Here is a 17,895-nt window from a genome sequence, read left to right on the forward strand (position 1 = left end):
TATATATGAAGAATTTTATTAAAGTATTAAGTGTATTTTTAATTATTAGTTCTATATTAGTAGGCTGTGTAGAAAAAAAAGAAAAAAGTGTTAGTGCAGGGAAAAAAGAAAAATACTTAGTCTATGACATTGGAGAAGTTTCTCAAGATTTATACTCGATTGATTCTAAAAATGTAAAAAATAATGAGATATTAAATATGTTATTTTCAGGACTTGTATATGAAGACTATAATACTATGCAAATAAGGCCAGGGCTAGCTGATAAATGGACTATATCACAAGATGGTATGGAATATACCTTTCATATTAGGAACGGTTTAAAATGGAGTAATTCGGATAATATGACAGCGCATGATATATATGATTTTTTTAAGCAAATACTATCTTGCGAAAATAAAAAATTATATGGGTATGATTTGAACTGTATATATGGTGTTGATGATTACATTAAAGGAAAAACATCCTTTGATAAAGTAGCTATAAATGTTATTGATGATAGCACCATCAGAATAAGGCTTAATTCTCCGTGCAGCTATTTTTTAAAAAAGTTAGCCCAACCAATATACAATGTGCGTAAAATAGATGCAAATTTAAAAAATTGGACTAAATATTATTCTAAGATAAGTTATTCTGGGCCATATTCAATTTCAAAAATTTCCGGTAATACTGTTTTACTTAAGAAAAATGATAACTATTTTTTAAAAGATAGTATTAAATTAAATGAATTTAAGATGAAATATCACCATGATGAAAGAAATGTAAGTGCATATGCTGTTACTGATTTTGAAAATTCAAAAGATGTAGATATATTTTTAAATCCTCCTTTAAGTGAAATATCTAAATTAAAAGATAAGGGTGAGGTAGGAATATTTAGGACATGGGATACCTTAGCTATTTATTTTAATTTGAATAAGCCTAGTATTTGCAGCAATATTAATTTTAGAAAAGCTGTAACATGCCTCTTAGATAGAGATAAGATAGTAAATTCCGTACCAGGTAATATTGTTACTAGCGAAAACACGTTTGTTCCATATGAGCTTTTTAAAGCGGGAGATTGCGAAAATTTATTTAAAAATTTAGATATAAAATCTAGTATGGACAATTTAGATAAAAGTGGATACTCCGAAAGTCAAAAGATTAAAATCGTTTATAGAGAAAATAACTTAAACAGAGAAGTATGTGAAGAGATGGTACACAGCATAAATGAAGAATTAAAAAGTCAAAATAAGTCTGAAATAAATTTTGATATAGAGGGATATGATTATAAGGAGTTAAATGAAATTATAAAGCAAGGAAAGTATGATGTTTATTTTGGTGATTACAATATATGGTATGATAGCGCAGTTAGCTTCTTTGAAATGTGGGATTCAAATTCACCTCAAAATTTAAATTATAAAAATTTAAATTATGATGATTATGTGTATTACCTTCACAATTTGAACGGAGATAATGATAATACATTAAAAAATATGGAAAAGCAGCTAGTAAATGATTTACCTGTCGTTCCAATAGCACTTAAAAATAACGTTGTATGTAGAAAAGAAAAATTTAAAAATTTAAAAGAAAATAAATATGGTGAACTAATAGTAAATACATTGTTTAACTATTAAGTTATACATGCACCATAATGTTTTTGTACTATCATTTTGGAACACGTATAACTTAAATTGTATCTAGTGAATGGTACAACTGATAGCTTATTAGCCTTTAGAATTTAGGGGCACATAGGCAAATTATTTCTTTTTATGTCTTAGGAAATTATTGGCTTTACTTTCTTTTAAAAAGATGAATAATTAGGAAAAATAGAAACATATTGTTGTCGCTGTAAAATGATTTTTTAGATATTGAAAAAGTATTTTTTCGTTTGTTATAAGTTACTTTTTTAAAGAATATGGAAGCCATTTCAGCACTTTTGGGAGTTGGTATAATAGGCATTTTAAAATTATTTTCTTCAAGTAAATCTTCTGATTTTAATGAAAAATTTTTGTATCTTTCAGGATCATCAATGTTTGGAGCTTCAGGCCATGAAGGTATTAGGCCAGAGTCTAGAACTTGATGCTTGAAGGTGTTTATAAGTATGTTTTCATAGGAATTGTCATTTTCACAAAAATCAGATATTAATATTGAATTCATAACATAAAGTAATATTTCGTTGCAGGAAAAACTTATATCTTTTTTATTGCTTTTTTTAAGAAAGATGCCTAATGATGGATCATATAAATCTGCTAGAAAAGAATATATTTTTATGGCATTTTCTTTAAATTTTAATATTCCAGAATTTTTGTACAGAAGAAAAGCATTTAGGCATAATAAACATTGATTTTCTATATTGTCATTAAAAGCTGTATCTTCATAGGTTTCAGTTAAATATTCAAATATATCAATTAGTAATTCATAAGATTTTTCATGCTTACTGTAGTTATAGAATATGTTAAGTGCAAGTGATAATTTATTTAATTCAGCAAAAGACAAAGAATATAGCTCATTTCTAAATCTAATAAACATATCTAAAATATCAAAAGAGAATTTTTGGTAATCTGCAGCAAATTTATCTTGTGAAATAGTTGAGTATTTATAATAAGCGCACATTAAAAGTGCTTGATTTGAAAATTTGAAGCCTTTGTTTTTCTTTTTGTCTTCAAGCTCTATTTTTGATAGTAGTTCATTTGAAATATCTGATTTATCAATGAATACTCCTTCAAAATTTCTTAAGTATGAATTGCAAAAATCTAATTGCTTTTTTGCGATAAATAAATATAAGTTATCCATATTATTTTTTTTAGGATAAGCATCCTTAAGTTTTGCATAATAAGAGGATAATTCTAGAAGGCTTAAATTCATATAAGCATTAGAAGAAACTAAAATCTCTTTTTTTATGTTAGAATTTTTCCAATTTGATTTATTATTTACAGTTTCAAGCTTACAACTGGATTTTCTATATAGACTTATTAGTGGAGAAAACGACTTAAATGTGTTAATATCATTTAAAGGACATTGTTTTGATTTTAGATCTTTCGAAGACATTTTAATTCCACATTTTGAATTAAAAATTATATCTTTTAGGGATTCTTTTGATAAGTAAAATAATTGATTTTTTATAGAACTTTTATTAAATGAATTAAGTCTAAAAAATGGTCCTATATATTTCAAGGTCTACACCGTCCTAGTATAATTAATCTATTATATAATATGAGATTGCTTTGGAATCTGTGATAGATTAAATGTGAAAATATTTGGAGTAGATGGAAAGAATGGTGATTCAAAAATGAAAAAAGTTATAATTGCAAGTAATAATCAGAATAAAATAAAAGAAATAAAAGAAATATTAAGTGATTTTCCACTGGAAGTAGTATCTCTTAAAGAAGAAAAAATTGATATTGAAGTAGAGGAAAATGGAAGTACTTTTATGGAAAATGCATATAAAAAAGCATATGAAATATATAAACTAAAAAAAGATTGTATGGTTATGGCAGATGATTCGGGGCTTATGGTAGATGTTCTTGATGGTAAACCTGGTATATATTCAGCGAGATTTGCAGGTGTACATGGAGATTCTGAGAAAAATAATGAAAAATTGCTTTCTCTCCTAAAAGGCATTCCATTTGAGAAAAGAACTGCAAAGTTTGTATGCGCTATTGTTTTTATAGTGAATGGGGAAAATATTATAAAAGTATCAGGAGAAGTAACTGGCTATATCACTGATAAGGAAAAGGGAGATAGTGGATTTGGATATGACCCTCTTTTTTATATTCCTAAATTCAACAAAACATTTGCAGAATTAGTAAGTGATGAAAAAAACTCAATAAGTCATAGAGCAGTTGCACTTAAAAATTTATGTGCAGAGATAAAAAAACTAAATTGGAGGGATTAAAGTGCTTATAGCAGTTATGAGTGATACACATATGTCTAAAGGTAATATAAAAAAAGCATGTGACTCTCTAAAAAATGTGGATACAATTATACATTTAGGAGATAATGTGCAAGATGTGGATGAGATTAAAAAATATTATGACGGGCAAATAATATATATTAGCGGAAATTGTGATTTTTGCAAAATACCATCTGAAAAAACTTTTATTCTTGGTGGTAAAAAATTTTTTATAACTCATGGACATAAATATGGTGTGAAATATGACACATTTAAATTAGAATATAAAGCTAAAGAAGTAGGTGCGGATATTGTGCTTTTTGGGCATACACATGTACCTTATGTTTCTCTAGAAGATGGTGTATGGTACGTAAATCCTGGTAGTGTATCTTACTCCAGAAGTGGAAGTAATAGTTTTGCATATGTGGAAATAAATAGTGAAACGATACACCCTATAATAAATAATTTATAAAAAAATGAAAAAAAGGGTTGACGAAACTGGCTGTATAGTGTAGAATAATTTTTGTCGTCAAACAGCAGGTAAAAAGTTTTAACATATCGGGGTGTGGCGCAGATGGGAGCGCGCGTGGTTTGGGACCATGAGGTCGCAGGTTCAATCCCTGTCACCCCGACCAATAAATAATATGCGGGTGTAACTCAATGGTAGAGTGCTAGCCTTCCAAGCTAGTTACGAGGGTTCGATTCCCTCTACCCGCTCCAAGCGTGCGTTTTTAGCTCAGTTGGATAGAGCAACGGCCTTCTAAGCCGTGGGCCGGGGGTTCGAATCCCTTAAAACGCACCACTTTAAAAAATATATGGTGAGTATAGTTCAGTTGGTAGAGCGCCAGATTGTGGTTCTGGATGTCTAGGGTTCGAGTCCCTATACTCACCCCATTGTTGGGATGTAGCCAAGTGGTAAGGCACAGGACTTTGACTCCTGCATTCCGTAGGTTCGAATCCTGCCATCCCAGCCAATACATATAAAAATAAATAAGGTTTATTAGCTCAGTTGGTAGAGCACATGACTTTTAATCATGGTGTCCGGGGTTCGATTCCCCGATAAGCCACCAATGCAGGTATGGCGGAATTGGCAGACGCGCTAGACTTAGGATCTAGTACTTCGGTGTGTGGGTTCGACTCCCTCTACCTGCACCAATAAAAAAATATGCGGGAGTGGCTCAGTGGTAGAGCGTCACCTTGCCAAGGTGAACGTCGCGAGTTCGAATCTCGTCTTCCGCTCCAAACGTGCGTTTTTAGCTCAGTTGGATAGAGCAACGGCCTTCTAAGCCGTGGGCCGGGGGTTCGAATCCCTTAAAACGCACCATAATGCGGGTGTAACTCAATGGTAGAGTGCTAGCCTTCCAAGCTAGTTACGAGGGTTCGATTCCCTCTACCCGCTCCATATATGCGCTATTAGCTCAGTTGGTAGAGCACCTGACTCTTAATCAGGGTGCCCAGGGTTCGAGTCCCTGATGGCGCACCATATTACGGTGAGTATAGTTCAGTTGGTAGAGCGCCAGATTGTGGTTCTGGATGTCTAGGGTTCGAGTCCCTATACTCACCCCATTGTTGGGATGTAGCCAAGTGGTAAGGCACAGGACTTTGACTCCTGCATTCCGTAGGTTCGAATCCTGCCATCCCAGCCAATACATATAAAAATAAATGAGGTTTATTAGCTCAGTTGGTAGAGCACATGACTTTTAATCATGGTGTCCGGGGTTCGATTCCCCGATAAGCCACCAATGCAGGTATGGCGGAATTGGCAGACGCGCTAGACTTAGGATCTAGTACTTCGGTGTGTGGGTTCGACTCCCTCTACCTGCACCAATAAAAAAATATGCGGGAGTGGCTCAGTGGTAGAGCGTCACCTTGCCAAGGTGAACGTCGCGAGTTCGAATCTCGTCTTCCGCTCCATATGCGGGTGTAACTCAATGGTAGAGTGCTAGCCTTCCAAGCTAGTTACGAGGGTTCGATTCCCTCTACCCGCTCCAAGCGTGCGTTTTTAGCTCAGTTGGATAGAGCAACGGCCTTCTAAGCCGTGGGCCGGGGGTTCGAATCCCTTAAAACGCACCAACCTTTTAAAAATATATTTGTTTTATGTGCGTTATTAGCTCAGTTGGTAGAGCACCTGACTCTTAATCAGGGTGCCCAGGGTTCGAGTCCCTGATGACGCACCATTTATTATGTTTAGTTTAATGGCGTCGGGGTGTGGCGCAGATGGGAGCGCGCGTGGTTTGGGACCATGAGGTCGCAGGTTCAATCCCTGTCACCCCGACCAATAATAATATGCGGGTGTAACTCAATGGTAGAGTGCTAGCCTTCCAAGCTAGTTACGAGGGTTCGATTCCCTCTACCCGCTCCAATTTTATTAAAGGCGTTTTTAGGCGCTCATAGCTCAGTTGGATAGAGTTGCAGACTTCGAATCTGAAGGTCGGGGGTTCGATTCCCTCTGGGCGCACCATATATAAATAAATAGAGGCATTACGTGAGGTTGATAATTTATATCAGCCTTTTTTTATATATTATACTTATTTGTGATACGCTTTCGATTACATTAAGTTTATTATTAAAGCTGTCTATATTATCTCATTTTAGCCATATAAGCTCACCTTGTCTTAATGCTAGTAATACTTAATGCTTGTAATCTATTACCTTTTAAAGCTACTTTAAGGGTGTCTATTTGTTCATTTGTAAAAACTTCTATTTATTTATTTGCCATGAAAACACTTTTCACGAACATATGTTTACAATAAAATTAAAAAATAAATAGTGTTAAAAGCACACTATTTTCGATATTAATTATATAATTGCTTTAAAATAGTGTAGAGAATTTCAAGATAACTGCCTATTTGTTAGAGTTAAATTATGAAATTCACTACAATTAATGTTTATATCTAAAAGGTAGTTTCTATAATAAGGTGATTCATTATTTTTTAGTAGAATATTGTTTTTTAAATTTTTACTTCTTGAGTTATTTTATAGTATTCTTCTATCAATTGTTCTTTTAGCTTTTCCTTCATTTCTTTCAATAGTATTTGGTTTAACTAACTTTAGTTTTATGCTTATGCCTAAGACAGATTCAATGTTATGTTTAATTTTTTTAGTAATTATTTTGAGTTTTTTAATATCATTTGAGAAAAATTCTTCATTGACTTCAGCCAAAATTTCTAAAGTATCCAAGTCGTTTACTCTATCAACAAGTAACATATAGTGAGGTTTAGTTTCTTTGTTTTCGAGTAATACACTTTCAATTTGAGTAGGAAAAACATTAACGCCTCTAATAATGAGCATATCATCGCTTCTTTTTAAACATTTTTCCATTTTGATAAGACTCCTACCACATTCACATTTTTCATTATGAAGCGTAGTTAAATCTCTAGTCCTGTACCTTATAAGAGGTAATGCCTCTTTTGTAACAGCTGTAAAAACTATTTCACCCTGTGATCCATAAGGAAGAACCTCAAAAGTACTAGGATTTATAATTTCAGGAATAAAGTGATCTTCATTTATATGAAGTCCATTTTGCATTTCACAATCAAAAGCGACACCGGGTCCTATTATTTCACTAAGGCCATAAATGTCCATTGCCTTAATATTTAGATTTTGTTCAAGCCTCTTTCTCATATTTTCTGTCCAAGGTTCAGCACCAAAAATACCAAGTTTTAGATTAAGGTCTTCATTTTTAATTCCCATTTCATGCATTGTTTCAGCTAAATGGAGGGCATAAGAAGGTGTGCAAGCAAGTACAGTAGTACCAAAATCTTTCATTATTTGTATTTGTTTTTTTGTGTTTCCGGATGAAATTGGTATTACTGTAGCACCGATTTTCTCCACTCCATAATGTAGCCCAATTCCTCCTGTAAAGAGTCCATAGCCGTATGCCACTTGAACAAAATCATGGCTATTTATTCCATAAGCAGAAAGACATCTTGCTACTACCTCAGACCAGGTTACTAAATCTTTTTTTGTATATCCTACTACAATAGGGTGACCGGTTGTTCCTGAGGATGAATTAAGCCTTACTATCTCATTTGTTGGAACTGCAAATAGACCATAAGGATAATTATTCTTTATATCCTGTTTTGTAGTAAAAGGAAGCTTTGATAAATCATCAATTCCTTTAATATCTCCAGGCTCCAGCCCTAATTCATGCATTTTTTTTCTATAAAATGGTACGTTATGATAAACATATTCAACGGTATGTACAAGTCTTTTTCCTTGAATTGCTCTCATTTCTTCACGACTCATGCATTCGTTTTTTTTATCCCAAATCATTAATATTCCCCCAATTCACAACAAAAATGTTTTCAACAATCCTAGTGTAATTTTATTTTTTACTAGAATTTCAAATAAAATATTAAAAAATTTGCATCTTTCTAAAATGCTAAAAATATACTGTCGAATGCTATAGGAGCATAAAAAATAAATGAATTATTTGTATAAAATTTTTTATAATGTAACTTTATATATAAAATTACAATAAAAAACATTTAAATATTTACAAATACGGCAATAAATATTATAATAGGTAATAGGTAGACCAAATTATATAATGAATTATAACATTATATACAATATTATGCAAATATTTAAAACTAATACAAAAATAAAATATTCTACATAAAACATTTGAAATCAAGATATTAAATGTTAATTTCAGCAAAATTTTTTTATATAAGTATGATAAGCATTTATATTAAAACTTATATGCAAAATTAAAAAGGAGAGATGTAGATGGTGAGTAATATGAAAAATATTGGAGTAATTGGTGCGGGAGTTATAGGAAAAGGTGTAGCGCAAACATTTTCACAAAAAGGATTTTATGTAAATTTGATTGATGTTTCAGATGAAATTTTGTCACAAGCAAAAGAAACTATACAGAATAATGTTAGATTACAAAATTTATTTTGCAAAAACAAAATGGAAAATAATTATGAAGATGTATTATCACGAATAAATTTTACTACTGATTACAATTCCATAAAAAATTCGGATTTTGTTGTAGAAAACGTCACAGAAAAATGGAATATTAAGAAAGCAGTTTATGAGAAAATAGATAAAATATGTCCAAGCAATTGCATATTTATGGTTAATACATCCTGTATATCTATAACTAAAATTGCAGCATTAACAAAGAGACAATCTAAAATAATTGGTGCTCATTTTATGAATCCAGTACCAATGAAAGATACAGTGGAAACTATAAGGGGACTTAATACTTCTGATGAAACCATAAAAAAGGTAGAAGAATTATTCTCAGATATTAATAAGAAATGCATTTTAGTAAATGATTATCCAGGATTTGTTTCAAATAGAATCTCGCATGTTTTTATGAATGAAGCTGCTTTTGTAGTACAGGACGGGGTTGCGACACCAGAAAAAGTAGATAAAATATTTAAGAACTGCTTTGGTCATAAAATGGGACCGCTTGAAACAGCAGATCTTATAGGACTTGATACAGTAATGAATTCATTGGATATACTTTTTGAAAGTTATCAGGATCCTAAGTTTAGATGCTGTCCATTAATTAGAAAAATGGTTTATGGTGGAGCCTGCGGAAGAAAAACGGGTAAAGGATTTTATAAGTATTAATATAAAAATAATAAAAGAATATGGTTTTCTATTATTAAAAAAATACAATATGTAAAAAGGGGAAGATTTGATGGAAGAGTCAAAAATTAAAATTAAGAATTTCTTATCACGGTATTTTACTAATTATGAATTGAAGGATGACGAGGATATATTTTCATTAGGGTTTGTAAATTCTTTGTTTGCAATGCAATTAGTAATGTTTATTGAAAAGGAATTTTCAATAACAATTGAAAATGAAGACTTGGATCTAAGTAATTTTAAGTCAATAAATTCTATGATAAAGCTTATTGATAGTAAAAGGCAAAGTAACAAATAAGAAGTGTAATGTTCGATAGAAATATAAATAGATTTTTATCAAGTGTTATAGCTTGATTGTACAAGGGGGAAAATAATGATGTCGTTAACACCAGAACAATTAAAGCTACAGTCAGAATTTAAAATATTTGTAGATAAGTATATAACGCCTTACGCGGCTAAAAATGATGTAGAAGAAATTCTACAAGAAAATATCATTAACAATATTAAAAAGAAAGGTTACTTGGGTTCAATGATTCCAAGCAATTTTGGAGGTCTTGGCTTTGATTCTGTTACAATAGGCATATTAAACGAAGAAGTAGGAAAAGGATGTTCATCTACAAGATCACTCTTAACTGTACATGGAATGGTAGCAATTGCTATTAATAGATGGGGAACGAAAGAACAGAAAAAATATTGGCTTCCTAAGCTAGCAAAAGGAGAATTAATAGGCGCATTTGCACTTACAGAACCAAATGTGGGAAGTGATGCAAATAGTATAGAAACAACAGCTGTTTTGGATGGAGAAAATTATATTTTAAATGGCAATAAAAAGTGGATTACTATGGGACAAATTGCGGATGTTTTTTTAGTATTTGCAAAAATAAATGGAAAAACTACTGCACTTTTAGTTAACAAAAGAGCAAAAGGATTTTCTATAGAGCCAATGAAAGGTCTATTGGGTGCTAGAGCATCAATGATAGCTAAATTAAAATTTGAAAATTGTATTATTCCAAAAGAAAACTTAATTGGAAGAGAGGGAATGGGTTTATCCCATGTAGGACTTTATTCTTTAGATTATGGTAGATATACCATTGCATGTGGATGTGTAGGATTAGCACAAGCATGTTTAAATGAAAGTTTAGCCTATTGTAGAAAAAGAGTACAGTTTAAGGTTGCATTACGGGAGCACCAATTAATACAAAAGATGATAACCGAAATGATTGTAAATATACAGGCTGCTAGGCTCCTTTGCTATAATGCAGGACAATTAAGAGATTTAAAGGATCCCGATTCAATAATGGAAACTTGGAATGCTAAGTATTTTGCTTCAAAAATGGCTAATTCTGTAGCTAGCTATGCTGTGCAAATATTTGGAGCAAAAGGTTTATCTAAAGATTATCCAATCGAGAGATATTTTAGAGACGCAAGAGTAAATGAGATTATAGAAGGAAGCAGCCAAATACATGAGAGTTTAATAGCTAAAAATGCATTTAGATATGAAAACTTATAAAAATGGAAATTCAGGTGATTCAAATGGGAAATGTTAAATCAAAAAGGGAAAAAATAAAATGTGTAGTATGGGATTTGGACAACACTATATGGCATGGAATTTTGAGTGAAGACAAAAATATAACGATTAATGATAAGGCTTTAGAGGTAATTAAAGAATTGGATAATAGGGGGATTTTACAATCTATAGCCAGTAAGAATGATAGTGATGTTGCTATAAAAAAGTTAGAAAAATTTGGATTAGCGGATTATTTTATATATCCGCAAATTAATTGGGGACCAAAATCAGAATCAATTGCTGTTATAGCTAAGTCTATAAATATAGGAATTGATACAATAGCTTTTGTTGATGATCAGAGTTTTGAGTTAGAGGAAGTAAAATTTACGCATCCCGAAGTTATGTGCATAGATTCTTCTGAGATAGGAAAAATGTTAGAAATGGATGAAATGAATCCTAAATTTATAACAAAAGATTCTAAGCTTCGTAGAAGTATGTATATCAATGATATAAAAAGAAATAAAATTGAAGAGAAATTTAGTGGTACCAAAGAAGAATTTTTATCTTCACTTAATATGAAATTTAAAATATCTGAAGCTAAAGAAGAAGATTTAAAGAGAGTAGAAGAACTTACGGTAAGAACTCATCAATTAAATACTACTGGATATACGTATTCGTATGATGAATTAAATGAATTTAGAGTTTCAAATAAATATAAGTTATTAGTGGCGGAATTAGAAGATAAATTTGGAGGATACGGGAAAATAGGATTAACGTTGTTGGAGTGTAATGAGAAATGTTGGACAATTAAATTATTTATAATGTCATGTAGGGTTGTGTCTAGAGGGGTAGGGAGTGTATTACTTAATTACCTAATGAAGTTGTCAAAACACAATAATGTGAAATTAAGAGCTGAATTTGTACCTACAGACAGAAATAGAATGATGTATATTACTTATAAGTTTGCTGGTTTTAAGCAGATAGATAAAATAGGTAATATTACATATTTAGAAAATAATTTAGATAACATTCAGGAATTTCCAAGTTATATAGAGATAGAATACTAAATGGAAAGGGATGAATAGGGATATGAATTTAAATAACAATGTTTCTCAAGAAGAGATTTCAGAATATATAGTAAATTTGGTTGAAGAAATATTAGATAAAAAAATTACAGAATGTAATAAGCCATTTATCGAGTTGGGATTACAATCAGTAAATATTCCACTATTTATTAAAAAGGCTTCAACAAAATTTAATATTAAAATTGAAATTTCATCAATATTTAAATGCCCAACTATAAATGAATTTTCAAAATATTTATTCAATAAATTAAACAATGAAGATAAGGAACCTAATAAAAATAGTAATACGAAAAATCATGAAAGTACTGAAGATTATAATGCAGCAATTGTAGGAATGAGTTGCCGTTTTCCCAATGGAGGAAATAGTCCAGAGGAATACTGGGATGTTTTAATTAGTGGGAAAAACGGAATTTCAAATATGCCTAGAGATAGATGGGATATTGATAAATATTATAGTGAAGATAAAAATGAGCCTGGAAAAATGTATACTAAGAAAGGTGGATTTCTAAACGTACCAATTAATAAGTTTGATGCACAGTTTTTTAACATATCACCCAAAGAAGCAGAATCATTAGATCCCCAACAGAGAATTTTATTGGAATTAACATGGGAAGCATTTGAAAGTTCAGGGATGGATATAAGAGAATATTTTGGAACCAATACAGGCGTATATGTAGGAATTGCGGGTGATGAATATTCCTTTGCACATTATAAATCAGGTGATTTAAGTAAGGTGAATCCGTATTCCCTTACAGGAACTACATTTAGTACTGCATGCGGGAGAATATCATATGTATTTGGGTTTGAAGGACCATGTATGTCTGTGGACACAGCATGTTCATCAGCACTAACTGCTTTGCATGTTGCTTGTAAAGCTATTGAATCAGGTGAGATAGATACAGCTGTAGTTGCAGGTGTAAATTTAATGATAACTCCATCAATTCATATATGTTTTTCAAAGCTAGGTGCAATATCTCCTGATGGACAAAGTAAGAGCTTTGATGCATCGGCTGATGGATATGGTAGAGGAGAAGGTGCAGGAGTACTAATATTAAAGAGAGTAAAAGACGCTGAAAAAGAGAAAGATAATATTTTAGGGATAATTCGAGGAACAGCTATAAATCAAGATGGGAGAAGTAATGGATTAACAGCACCTAATGGATTATCACAAGAAAAAGTTATAAAAAAGGCATTAAATAGTGCTAATTTAAACCCAAATGATATCGATTATATTGAAATGCACGGAACAGGAACTAAATTAGGAGATCCAATTGAAGTAAATGCAGTTGCTAATGCTTATTGCAAGAATAGAATCAAAGAAAATCCACTAAAAATAGGTTCGGTAAAGTCTAATATAGGTCATTTGGAAGCTGCATCGGGAATAGCAAGTATAATCAAGGCATTATTAATATTTAAAAATAATGTGATTCCAGCTAATTTGAATTTTATAGAACCAAATTCATTTATACCATGGCAGGAAATTCCAGTTGAAGTTGTAGCAAAAAATACTGAATGGAAAAAGAAAAGAAGACTTAGGAGAGTTGGTATAAATGGCTTTGGGTTTGGAGGTTCAAATGCCCATGTAATAATAGAGGAACCTAATAATAAGGACATAGAAGAGCATAACGTTAAAGATTTTTCGTATTTATTTAAAATATCAGCTAAAAGTAAGGCAGCTTTATTTAATAATATAAGAAATAATATTGAGTATATTGTAGACAATGAACAATTTAGTTTTAGAGACATTGTTTATACTAATAATATAAATAAATCAGATTTCAATTATAGATTTATTGTATCGGGAAATGATAGAGAAAACATAGTAAGCAAAATGGAGAGATATTTAGAAGATGGAACTAAAGATAATATTTTTACCAATATTGATAAAGAAACAGATTCTCATAAAGAAAATAAATTAGTATTTTTATTTACAGGTCAAGGTTCTCAGTATGTTGGTATGGGAGAAGCCTTATACTATAATAATACAGTTTTTAAAAATGCATTTGATGAATGTGATAGATTGTTTAAGCCATATCTTTTAAAATCATTAGTTGAATTGGTATATAGTAAAAAATATAACAATGAATATGTACAAAGAACTTTATACGCACAACCATTGATATTTGCTATTGAATATGCTTTATCAAAGTTTTGGGAAAGTATAGGAATAAAGCCTGATATAGTATTAGGACACAGCATAGGAGAATATGCAGCAGCTGTTATATCTGGAATGATAAGTTTAAATGATGGAGTGAAATTAGTGGCAGCTAGAGGCAGATTAATGGATTCTGCACCAGGAGAAGGAGCCATGTTAGCTATATATAGTAATATTGATACTGTTAATTCATTATTAGCTAATTATAAAAATAAAGTATCTATTGCAGTTTATAATGCTGAAAGTAATATAGTCGTATCAGGTGAAAAAGATTCTATAGAAGAAATTATTAATACGGCAGAAGAAAAGAAAATAAAAGTAAAGAAACTACATGTATCACATGCATTTCATTCACAAATGATGGTTCCAATATTAGAGGACTTCAAGAGTATAGCATCAGAGGCAAAATATCATACATCTAATACAAAATATATATCATCTACCTTAGCAAGATTTATTGAAAAAGATGAAATTTTAGGAGCAGACTATTGGACGAATCATATAACAGGAAAAGTAGATTATTATAATGCATTGTTGAAATTATCCAATATGAATAATGTAGTGTTTTTGGAAGTAGGAGCTAATAAAACTTTATGTACACTTGCAAAATTAGTATTAGATAACAGTAAAGTATTGATAAACTCACTGTCTTTTAAAGAAAATGCTTTAGACTCAATAATTAATTCAATAGGTCAATTGTACTGTAATAATTTCAACATAGCATGGAAAAAATTATATTTAAGTACAGATAATACGTATAAAAGAGTTCCTTTGCCAGTATATTCATTTGACAGAAAGTTGTATTGGATGGAACCAGTATGTTCACATCAGAATGATGATGCTCATAAAGATATAGATTACCATCCTTTAATAGGTGAAAGAATAAGTACTCCTTATTTAAAGAATAGTGTAATATATCAAAGAACTTTTACGGATGAAACTCCATATTTCATGAAAGAACATGTAATATTTGATTCAGCAATAGCACCAGCTGCTGCTCATATGTCAATGCTTATATCTATTGCTAAAGATTATGGACATCCATCAAGTTGCACAATAAAGGATATAGAATTTCATGCACCACTAATTGCTACACGGGATGATAATAGGTTAGTACAGTTTATTATAAAAGATACAAACTTAGATGAAATGAAATTTGAAATCGTAAGCAAGGAAAAGAAATCACAAAATGAGAATTGGATTAAGCATTGTAAGGGAAATATTATAATGTCACAAGAAAAAAAATCCGAGAAAAATATTTCAATTGAAAAATTAAAAAACATGTATCAGGAAGTAACGTCGGGTTTTAATGTATGTAATGTTATGAGAAAGTTTGGATTTAAATTAGGTGATGGCTTTACAAGAATTATGAAAACTTGGAAAGGTAACGATGGAGGAGTTTGTTATATTGAACCTAAGAAAGATATTCCTGGCATTAGCGATTATGTTGTATATGCTGGTTTAATAGATTCTATTTTTCAATCAGTTTTATCAGTTTCAGAATTAAGCAGAAAAATGGATTCGCAAAGTGAAGAGTATGCATTAAAAACAATAATCCCAATATCCTTAAAAAGTTTGAAGTATTACTATAGGAAAGCGGAAAGCTACTGGTGCCATGTCAAAGTAGATAATTTTCAAAAATCTGGAGTAGTTGGAGATATTGATGTTTACAATGAAAAGGGAGAAATAGTATTTGAAATCGAAAGAATAATGGCTAAGTTAACTGATAGAGATAGCCTACTAAAAGGGCTCAATAATAGTGGAAATCATATGTTATATAATGTGGATTGGATAGAAAAGAACAGAAGAGATAGAAAGATTAAGCCTAAGTCAAATGAGAAAATTATATTATTCGGAAATGATGAAAGTATAATAAATAATTTTAATGAAAAATTAAATAGTTATGGCATAAAGCCAATTCAAGTAATAGAGGGTAATGAATACACAGAGCAAGAGAATGATATGTACTCTATTTCGTATACAAATAAAAAAGATTTTTGTAAACTTTTAGAAAATATTGTAAATAAGTATAAAAAGGAAAATATTAAGCTTATCTATATAAATACTTCATCTCAACAAAGTATGCATAATATGACATTGGAAGAATTAATGATAAAAGAGCAAGAAGAATGTAGTGGACTACTATATCTTGTACAATCAATAATAGAATTAAATTATATATCTAAGATGAGTTTACATGTGATAACAAATAATGTACATGCTTTAGAAAATTCAGATATATCAATATATCAATCTACATTATGGGGATTTTCTGAGGTAATACGACTTGAACATCCTCAATTATGGGGTGGAATAATTGATACAGATTATAATATGTTAGGTCATAACATAGATGAAATAATAAAGGAAATCAGAAATGGAGAAGATAAACAGGTAGTACTTAGAGATAATAATAAAAGATATGTGCCTAAGTTAGTTAAAGGTGCAAAGAATTTTAATGACAAAAAAGATTTAAATATATCAATTGAAGATCAAGCTTCTTATATTATTACGGGTGGAACTGGAACTATAGGTCAAATATATGCGGAATATCTTATAGAAAAGGGCGCTAAAAATATAATATTATTATGCAGAAGTGAAGCTAAAGATAAGGTACTTAAAAATATTAATTTATGGAAAGAAAAAGGTATAAATGTAATAGTAGAAAGAGCGGATGTAAGCAATAAAGATGATGTTATAGAAGTTGTAGGAAAGCTTAAAGAAAAAGGAATGAAGATAAAAGGTGTGGTTCACACTGCAGGAACAATAGAAGATATGATGATAAAAGATCAAACATGGGATAGCTTTAAAAAGCTGTTTAAAACAAAAGTATGGGGAACATATAACTTACATGATGCATTAAAAAATGAAAAGTTAGATTTCTTTATTATGATGTCATCAATTACTTCTATAGTAGGAAATATTGGGCAGGCAAATTATGCAGCAGCAAATTATTTTATGAATGTTTTTGCAGAATATAGGAGAAGTTTAGGAATGCCAGCGATGTCAATATGTTGGGGACCATGGTCAGGATCAGGAATGGCAACAAGAAGTAATGATACTATAAAAAATATTGCCATGAAAGGAATATATAGTATTTCAAAAGACCTTGGAAAGAAAATGATTGATAAAATATTTAGTAAGGACATTTCTTCAATTATAGTTGCTGATGCAAATTGGGAATTATTTAGTGAAAAAACTGGTGTGAATGAAGTGACTGAATTCTTATCAGATTTTATAACAGAGGACGTCATATCACCAGATAATGGCGTGAAAGCAGTTGATAATAAGGAATTTCTAGCAAAATTGAAAGCCTTAGAGTCTAGCGAGAGAAGTGAGTATTTACTAAACTACTTAAAAAAAATAGTAGCTAAAGTAATGGGATTTAAGGATATAAATAATTTGTCTGTAGATAGTACATTTACAGAACAAGGGGTAGATTCTTTAATGATATTTTCTATAAGAAATGAAATTAAGAGTCTATTAAATATAGAAATAGATATTTCGGTATTTTTTAATTATCCATCCTTAAGAAAATTAAATGAATATTTATTAACGGATGTTATTAAGTTAGATGATAAGGTAGAGGATACTATTGAAAGTAAGACGATTGAAACAGTAGATGATATTTTATCAGAAATAAATTCTTTAATAGAATAAAAATGGGGGT

10 protein-coding genes and 22 tRNA genes are annotated in these 17,895 nt (G+C 30.6%); 30 read left to right on the forward strand and 2 right to left on the reverse strand.

What is annotated here, in order from left to right:
* Window positions 1-5 precede the first annotated feature (5 nt).
* Window positions 6-1,610 (forward strand): peptide ABC transporter substrate-binding protein, encoded by a 1,605-nt coding sequence (locus BEE63_RS15735; RefSeq protein ID WP_066022297.1) that lies wholly within the window; start codon window positions 6-8, stop codon window positions 1,608-1,610.
* Between the two features lie 157 nt (window positions 1,611-1,767).
* On the opposite strand, the gene BEE63_RS15740 is transcribed toward BEE63_RS15735, so the two are convergent.
* On the reverse strand, window positions 1,768-3,150 hold the full coding sequence (locus BEE63_RS15740) for a hypothetical protein (RefSeq protein WP_066022298.1): 1,383 nt from the start codon (window positions 3,148-3,150) through the stop codon (window positions 1,768-1,770).
* Window positions 3,151-3,265: 115 nt separating this feature from the next.
* On the opposite strand from BEE63_RS15740, the gene BEE63_RS15745 reads away from it, so the two are divergent.
* The 24 genes from BEE63_RS15745 to BEE63_RS15860 all read left to right on the forward strand — a co-directional run bounded on the left by BEE63_RS15745 (window position 3,266) and on the right by BEE63_RS15860 (window position 6,329).
* Window positions 3,266-3,871: an XTP/dITP diphosphatase gene (locus BEE63_RS15745; RefSeq protein ID WP_066023261.1), complete on the forward strand. Its 606-nt coding sequence runs from the start codon at window positions 3,266-3,268 to the stop codon at window positions 3,869-3,871.
* Between the two features lies 1 nt (window position 3,872).
* Window positions 3,873-4,340: a metallophosphoesterase gene (locus tag BEE63_RS15750; protein ID WP_066022299.1), complete on the forward strand. Its 468-nt coding sequence runs from the start codon at window positions 3,873-3,875 to the stop codon at window positions 4,338-4,340.
* Window positions 4,341-4,427: 87 nt separating this feature from the next.
* Window positions 4,428-4,503, forward strand: a tRNA-Pro gene (locus tag BEE63_RS15755).
* 11 nt (window positions 4,504-4,514) lie between these two features.
* Window positions 4,515-4,588: transfer RNA gene (locus BEE63_RS15760), tRNA-Gly, on the forward strand.
* 5 nt (window positions 4,589-4,593) lie between these two features.
* Window positions 4,594-4,670 (forward strand) — tRNA-Arg (locus tag BEE63_RS15765).
* A gap of 16 nt (window positions 4,671-4,686) precedes the next feature.
* Window positions 4,687-4,762: transfer RNA gene (locus BEE63_RS15770), tRNA-His, on the forward strand.
* Between the two features lie 4 nt (window positions 4,763-4,766).
* Window positions 4,767-4,842, forward strand: a tRNA-Gln gene (locus BEE63_RS15775).
* 20 nt (window positions 4,843-4,862) lie between these two features.
* A tRNA-Lys gene (locus BEE63_RS15780) sits at window positions 4,863-4,938 on the forward strand.
* Between the two features lie 2 nt (window positions 4,939-4,940).
* Window positions 4,941-5,023 (forward strand) — tRNA-Leu (locus BEE63_RS15785).
* 12 nt (window positions 5,024-5,035) lie between these two features.
* Window positions 5,036-5,110 (forward strand) — tRNA-Gly (locus BEE63_RS15790).
* Window positions 5,111-5,115: 5 nt separating this feature from the next.
* Window positions 5,116-5,192: transfer RNA gene (locus BEE63_RS15795), tRNA-Arg, on the forward strand.
* Between the two features lie 4 nt (window positions 5,193-5,196).
* A tRNA-Gly gene (locus BEE63_RS15800) sits at window positions 5,197-5,270 on the forward strand.
* Window positions 5,271-5,275: 5 nt separating this feature from the next.
* Window positions 5,276-5,351: transfer RNA gene (locus BEE63_RS15805), tRNA-Lys, on the forward strand.
* Between the two features lie 7 nt (window positions 5,352-5,358).
* Window positions 5,359-5,434: transfer RNA gene (locus BEE63_RS15810), tRNA-His, on the forward strand.
* A 4-nt stretch (window positions 5,435-5,438) separates the two neighbouring features.
* Window positions 5,439-5,514: transfer RNA gene (locus tag BEE63_RS15815), tRNA-Gln, on the forward strand.
* 20 nt (window positions 5,515-5,534) lie between these two features.
* Window positions 5,535-5,610: transfer RNA gene (locus tag BEE63_RS15820), tRNA-Lys, on the forward strand.
* 2 nt (window positions 5,611-5,612) lie between these two features.
* Window positions 5,613-5,695 (forward strand) — tRNA-Leu (locus tag BEE63_RS15825).
* Between the two features lie 12 nt (window positions 5,696-5,707).
* Window positions 5,708-5,782, forward strand: a tRNA-Gly gene (locus BEE63_RS15830).
* Between the two features lie 3 nt (window positions 5,783-5,785).
* A tRNA-Gly gene (locus tag BEE63_RS15835) sits at window positions 5,786-5,859 on the forward strand.
* A gap of 5 nt (window positions 5,860-5,864) precedes the next feature.
* Window positions 5,865-5,941 (forward strand) — tRNA-Arg (locus BEE63_RS15840).
* Between the two features lie 28 nt (window positions 5,942-5,969).
* Window positions 5,970-6,045 (forward strand) — tRNA-Lys (locus tag BEE63_RS15845).
* Window positions 6,046-6,070: 25 nt separating this feature from the next.
* Window positions 6,071-6,146: transfer RNA gene (locus BEE63_RS15850), tRNA-Pro, on the forward strand.
* A 10-nt stretch (window positions 6,147-6,156) separates the two neighbouring features.
* Window positions 6,157-6,230: transfer RNA gene (locus BEE63_RS15855), tRNA-Gly, on the forward strand.
* A gap of 22 nt (window positions 6,231-6,252) precedes the next feature.
* Window positions 6,253-6,329: transfer RNA gene (locus tag BEE63_RS15860), tRNA-Arg, on the forward strand.
* 515 nt (window positions 6,330-6,844) lie between these two features.
* Here BEE63_RS15860 and BEE63_RS15865 read toward each other — a convergent pair.
* Complete coding sequence (locus BEE63_RS15865) at window positions 6,845-8,143, reverse strand: phenylacetate--CoA ligase family protein (protein ID WP_066022300.1); 1,299 nt, start codon at window positions 8,141-8,143, stop codon at window positions 6,845-6,847.
* Window positions 8,144-8,602: 459 nt separating this feature from the next.
* On the opposite strand from BEE63_RS15865, the gene BEE63_RS15870 reads away from it, so the two are divergent.
* The 5 genes from BEE63_RS15870 (at window position 8,603) to BEE63_RS15890 (ending at window position 17,885) form a co-directional block, all read left to right on the forward strand.
* Window positions 8,603-9,460 (forward strand): 3-hydroxyacyl-CoA dehydrogenase family protein, encoded by an 858-nt coding sequence (locus tag BEE63_RS15870; RefSeq protein WP_066022301.1) that lies wholly within the window; start codon window positions 8,603-8,605, stop codon window positions 9,458-9,460.
* Window positions 9,461-9,530: 70 nt separating this feature from the next.
* Window positions 9,531-9,776 carry an acyl carrier protein gene (locus BEE63_RS15875; RefSeq protein WP_066022302.1) on the forward strand — a complete coding sequence of 82 codons (246 nt, stop codon included), beginning with the start codon at window positions 9,531-9,533 and terminating at the stop codon, window positions 9,774-9,776.
* 75 nt (window positions 9,777-9,851) lie between these two features.
* Complete coding sequence (locus BEE63_RS15880) at window positions 9,852-10,988, forward strand: acyl-CoA dehydrogenase family protein (RefSeq protein ID WP_242874808.1); 1,137 nt, start codon at window positions 9,852-9,854, stop codon at window positions 10,986-10,988.
* Window positions 10,989-11,011: 23 nt separating this feature from the next.
* The gene (locus BEE63_RS15885; RefSeq protein ID WP_066022304.1) at window positions 11,012-12,052 is read left to right on the forward strand and encodes an HAD-IIIC family phosphatase; all 1,041 of its coding nucleotides are present in this window, start codon (window positions 11,012-11,014) and stop codon (window positions 12,050-12,052) included.
* Window positions 12,053-12,074: 22 nt separating this feature from the next.
* Window positions 12,075-17,885 (forward strand): type I polyketide synthase, encoded by a 5,811-nt coding sequence (locus tag BEE63_RS15890; protein WP_066022305.1) that lies wholly within the window; start codon window positions 12,075-12,077, stop codon window positions 17,883-17,885.
* Window positions 17,886-17,895 lie beyond the last annotated feature (10 nt).

Origin of the sequence: Clostridium pasteurianum, assembly GCF_001705235.1 — a bacterium.
Lineage (GTDB): Bacteria > Bacillota > Clostridia > Clostridiales > Clostridiaceae > Clostridium_S > Clostridium_S pasteurianum_A.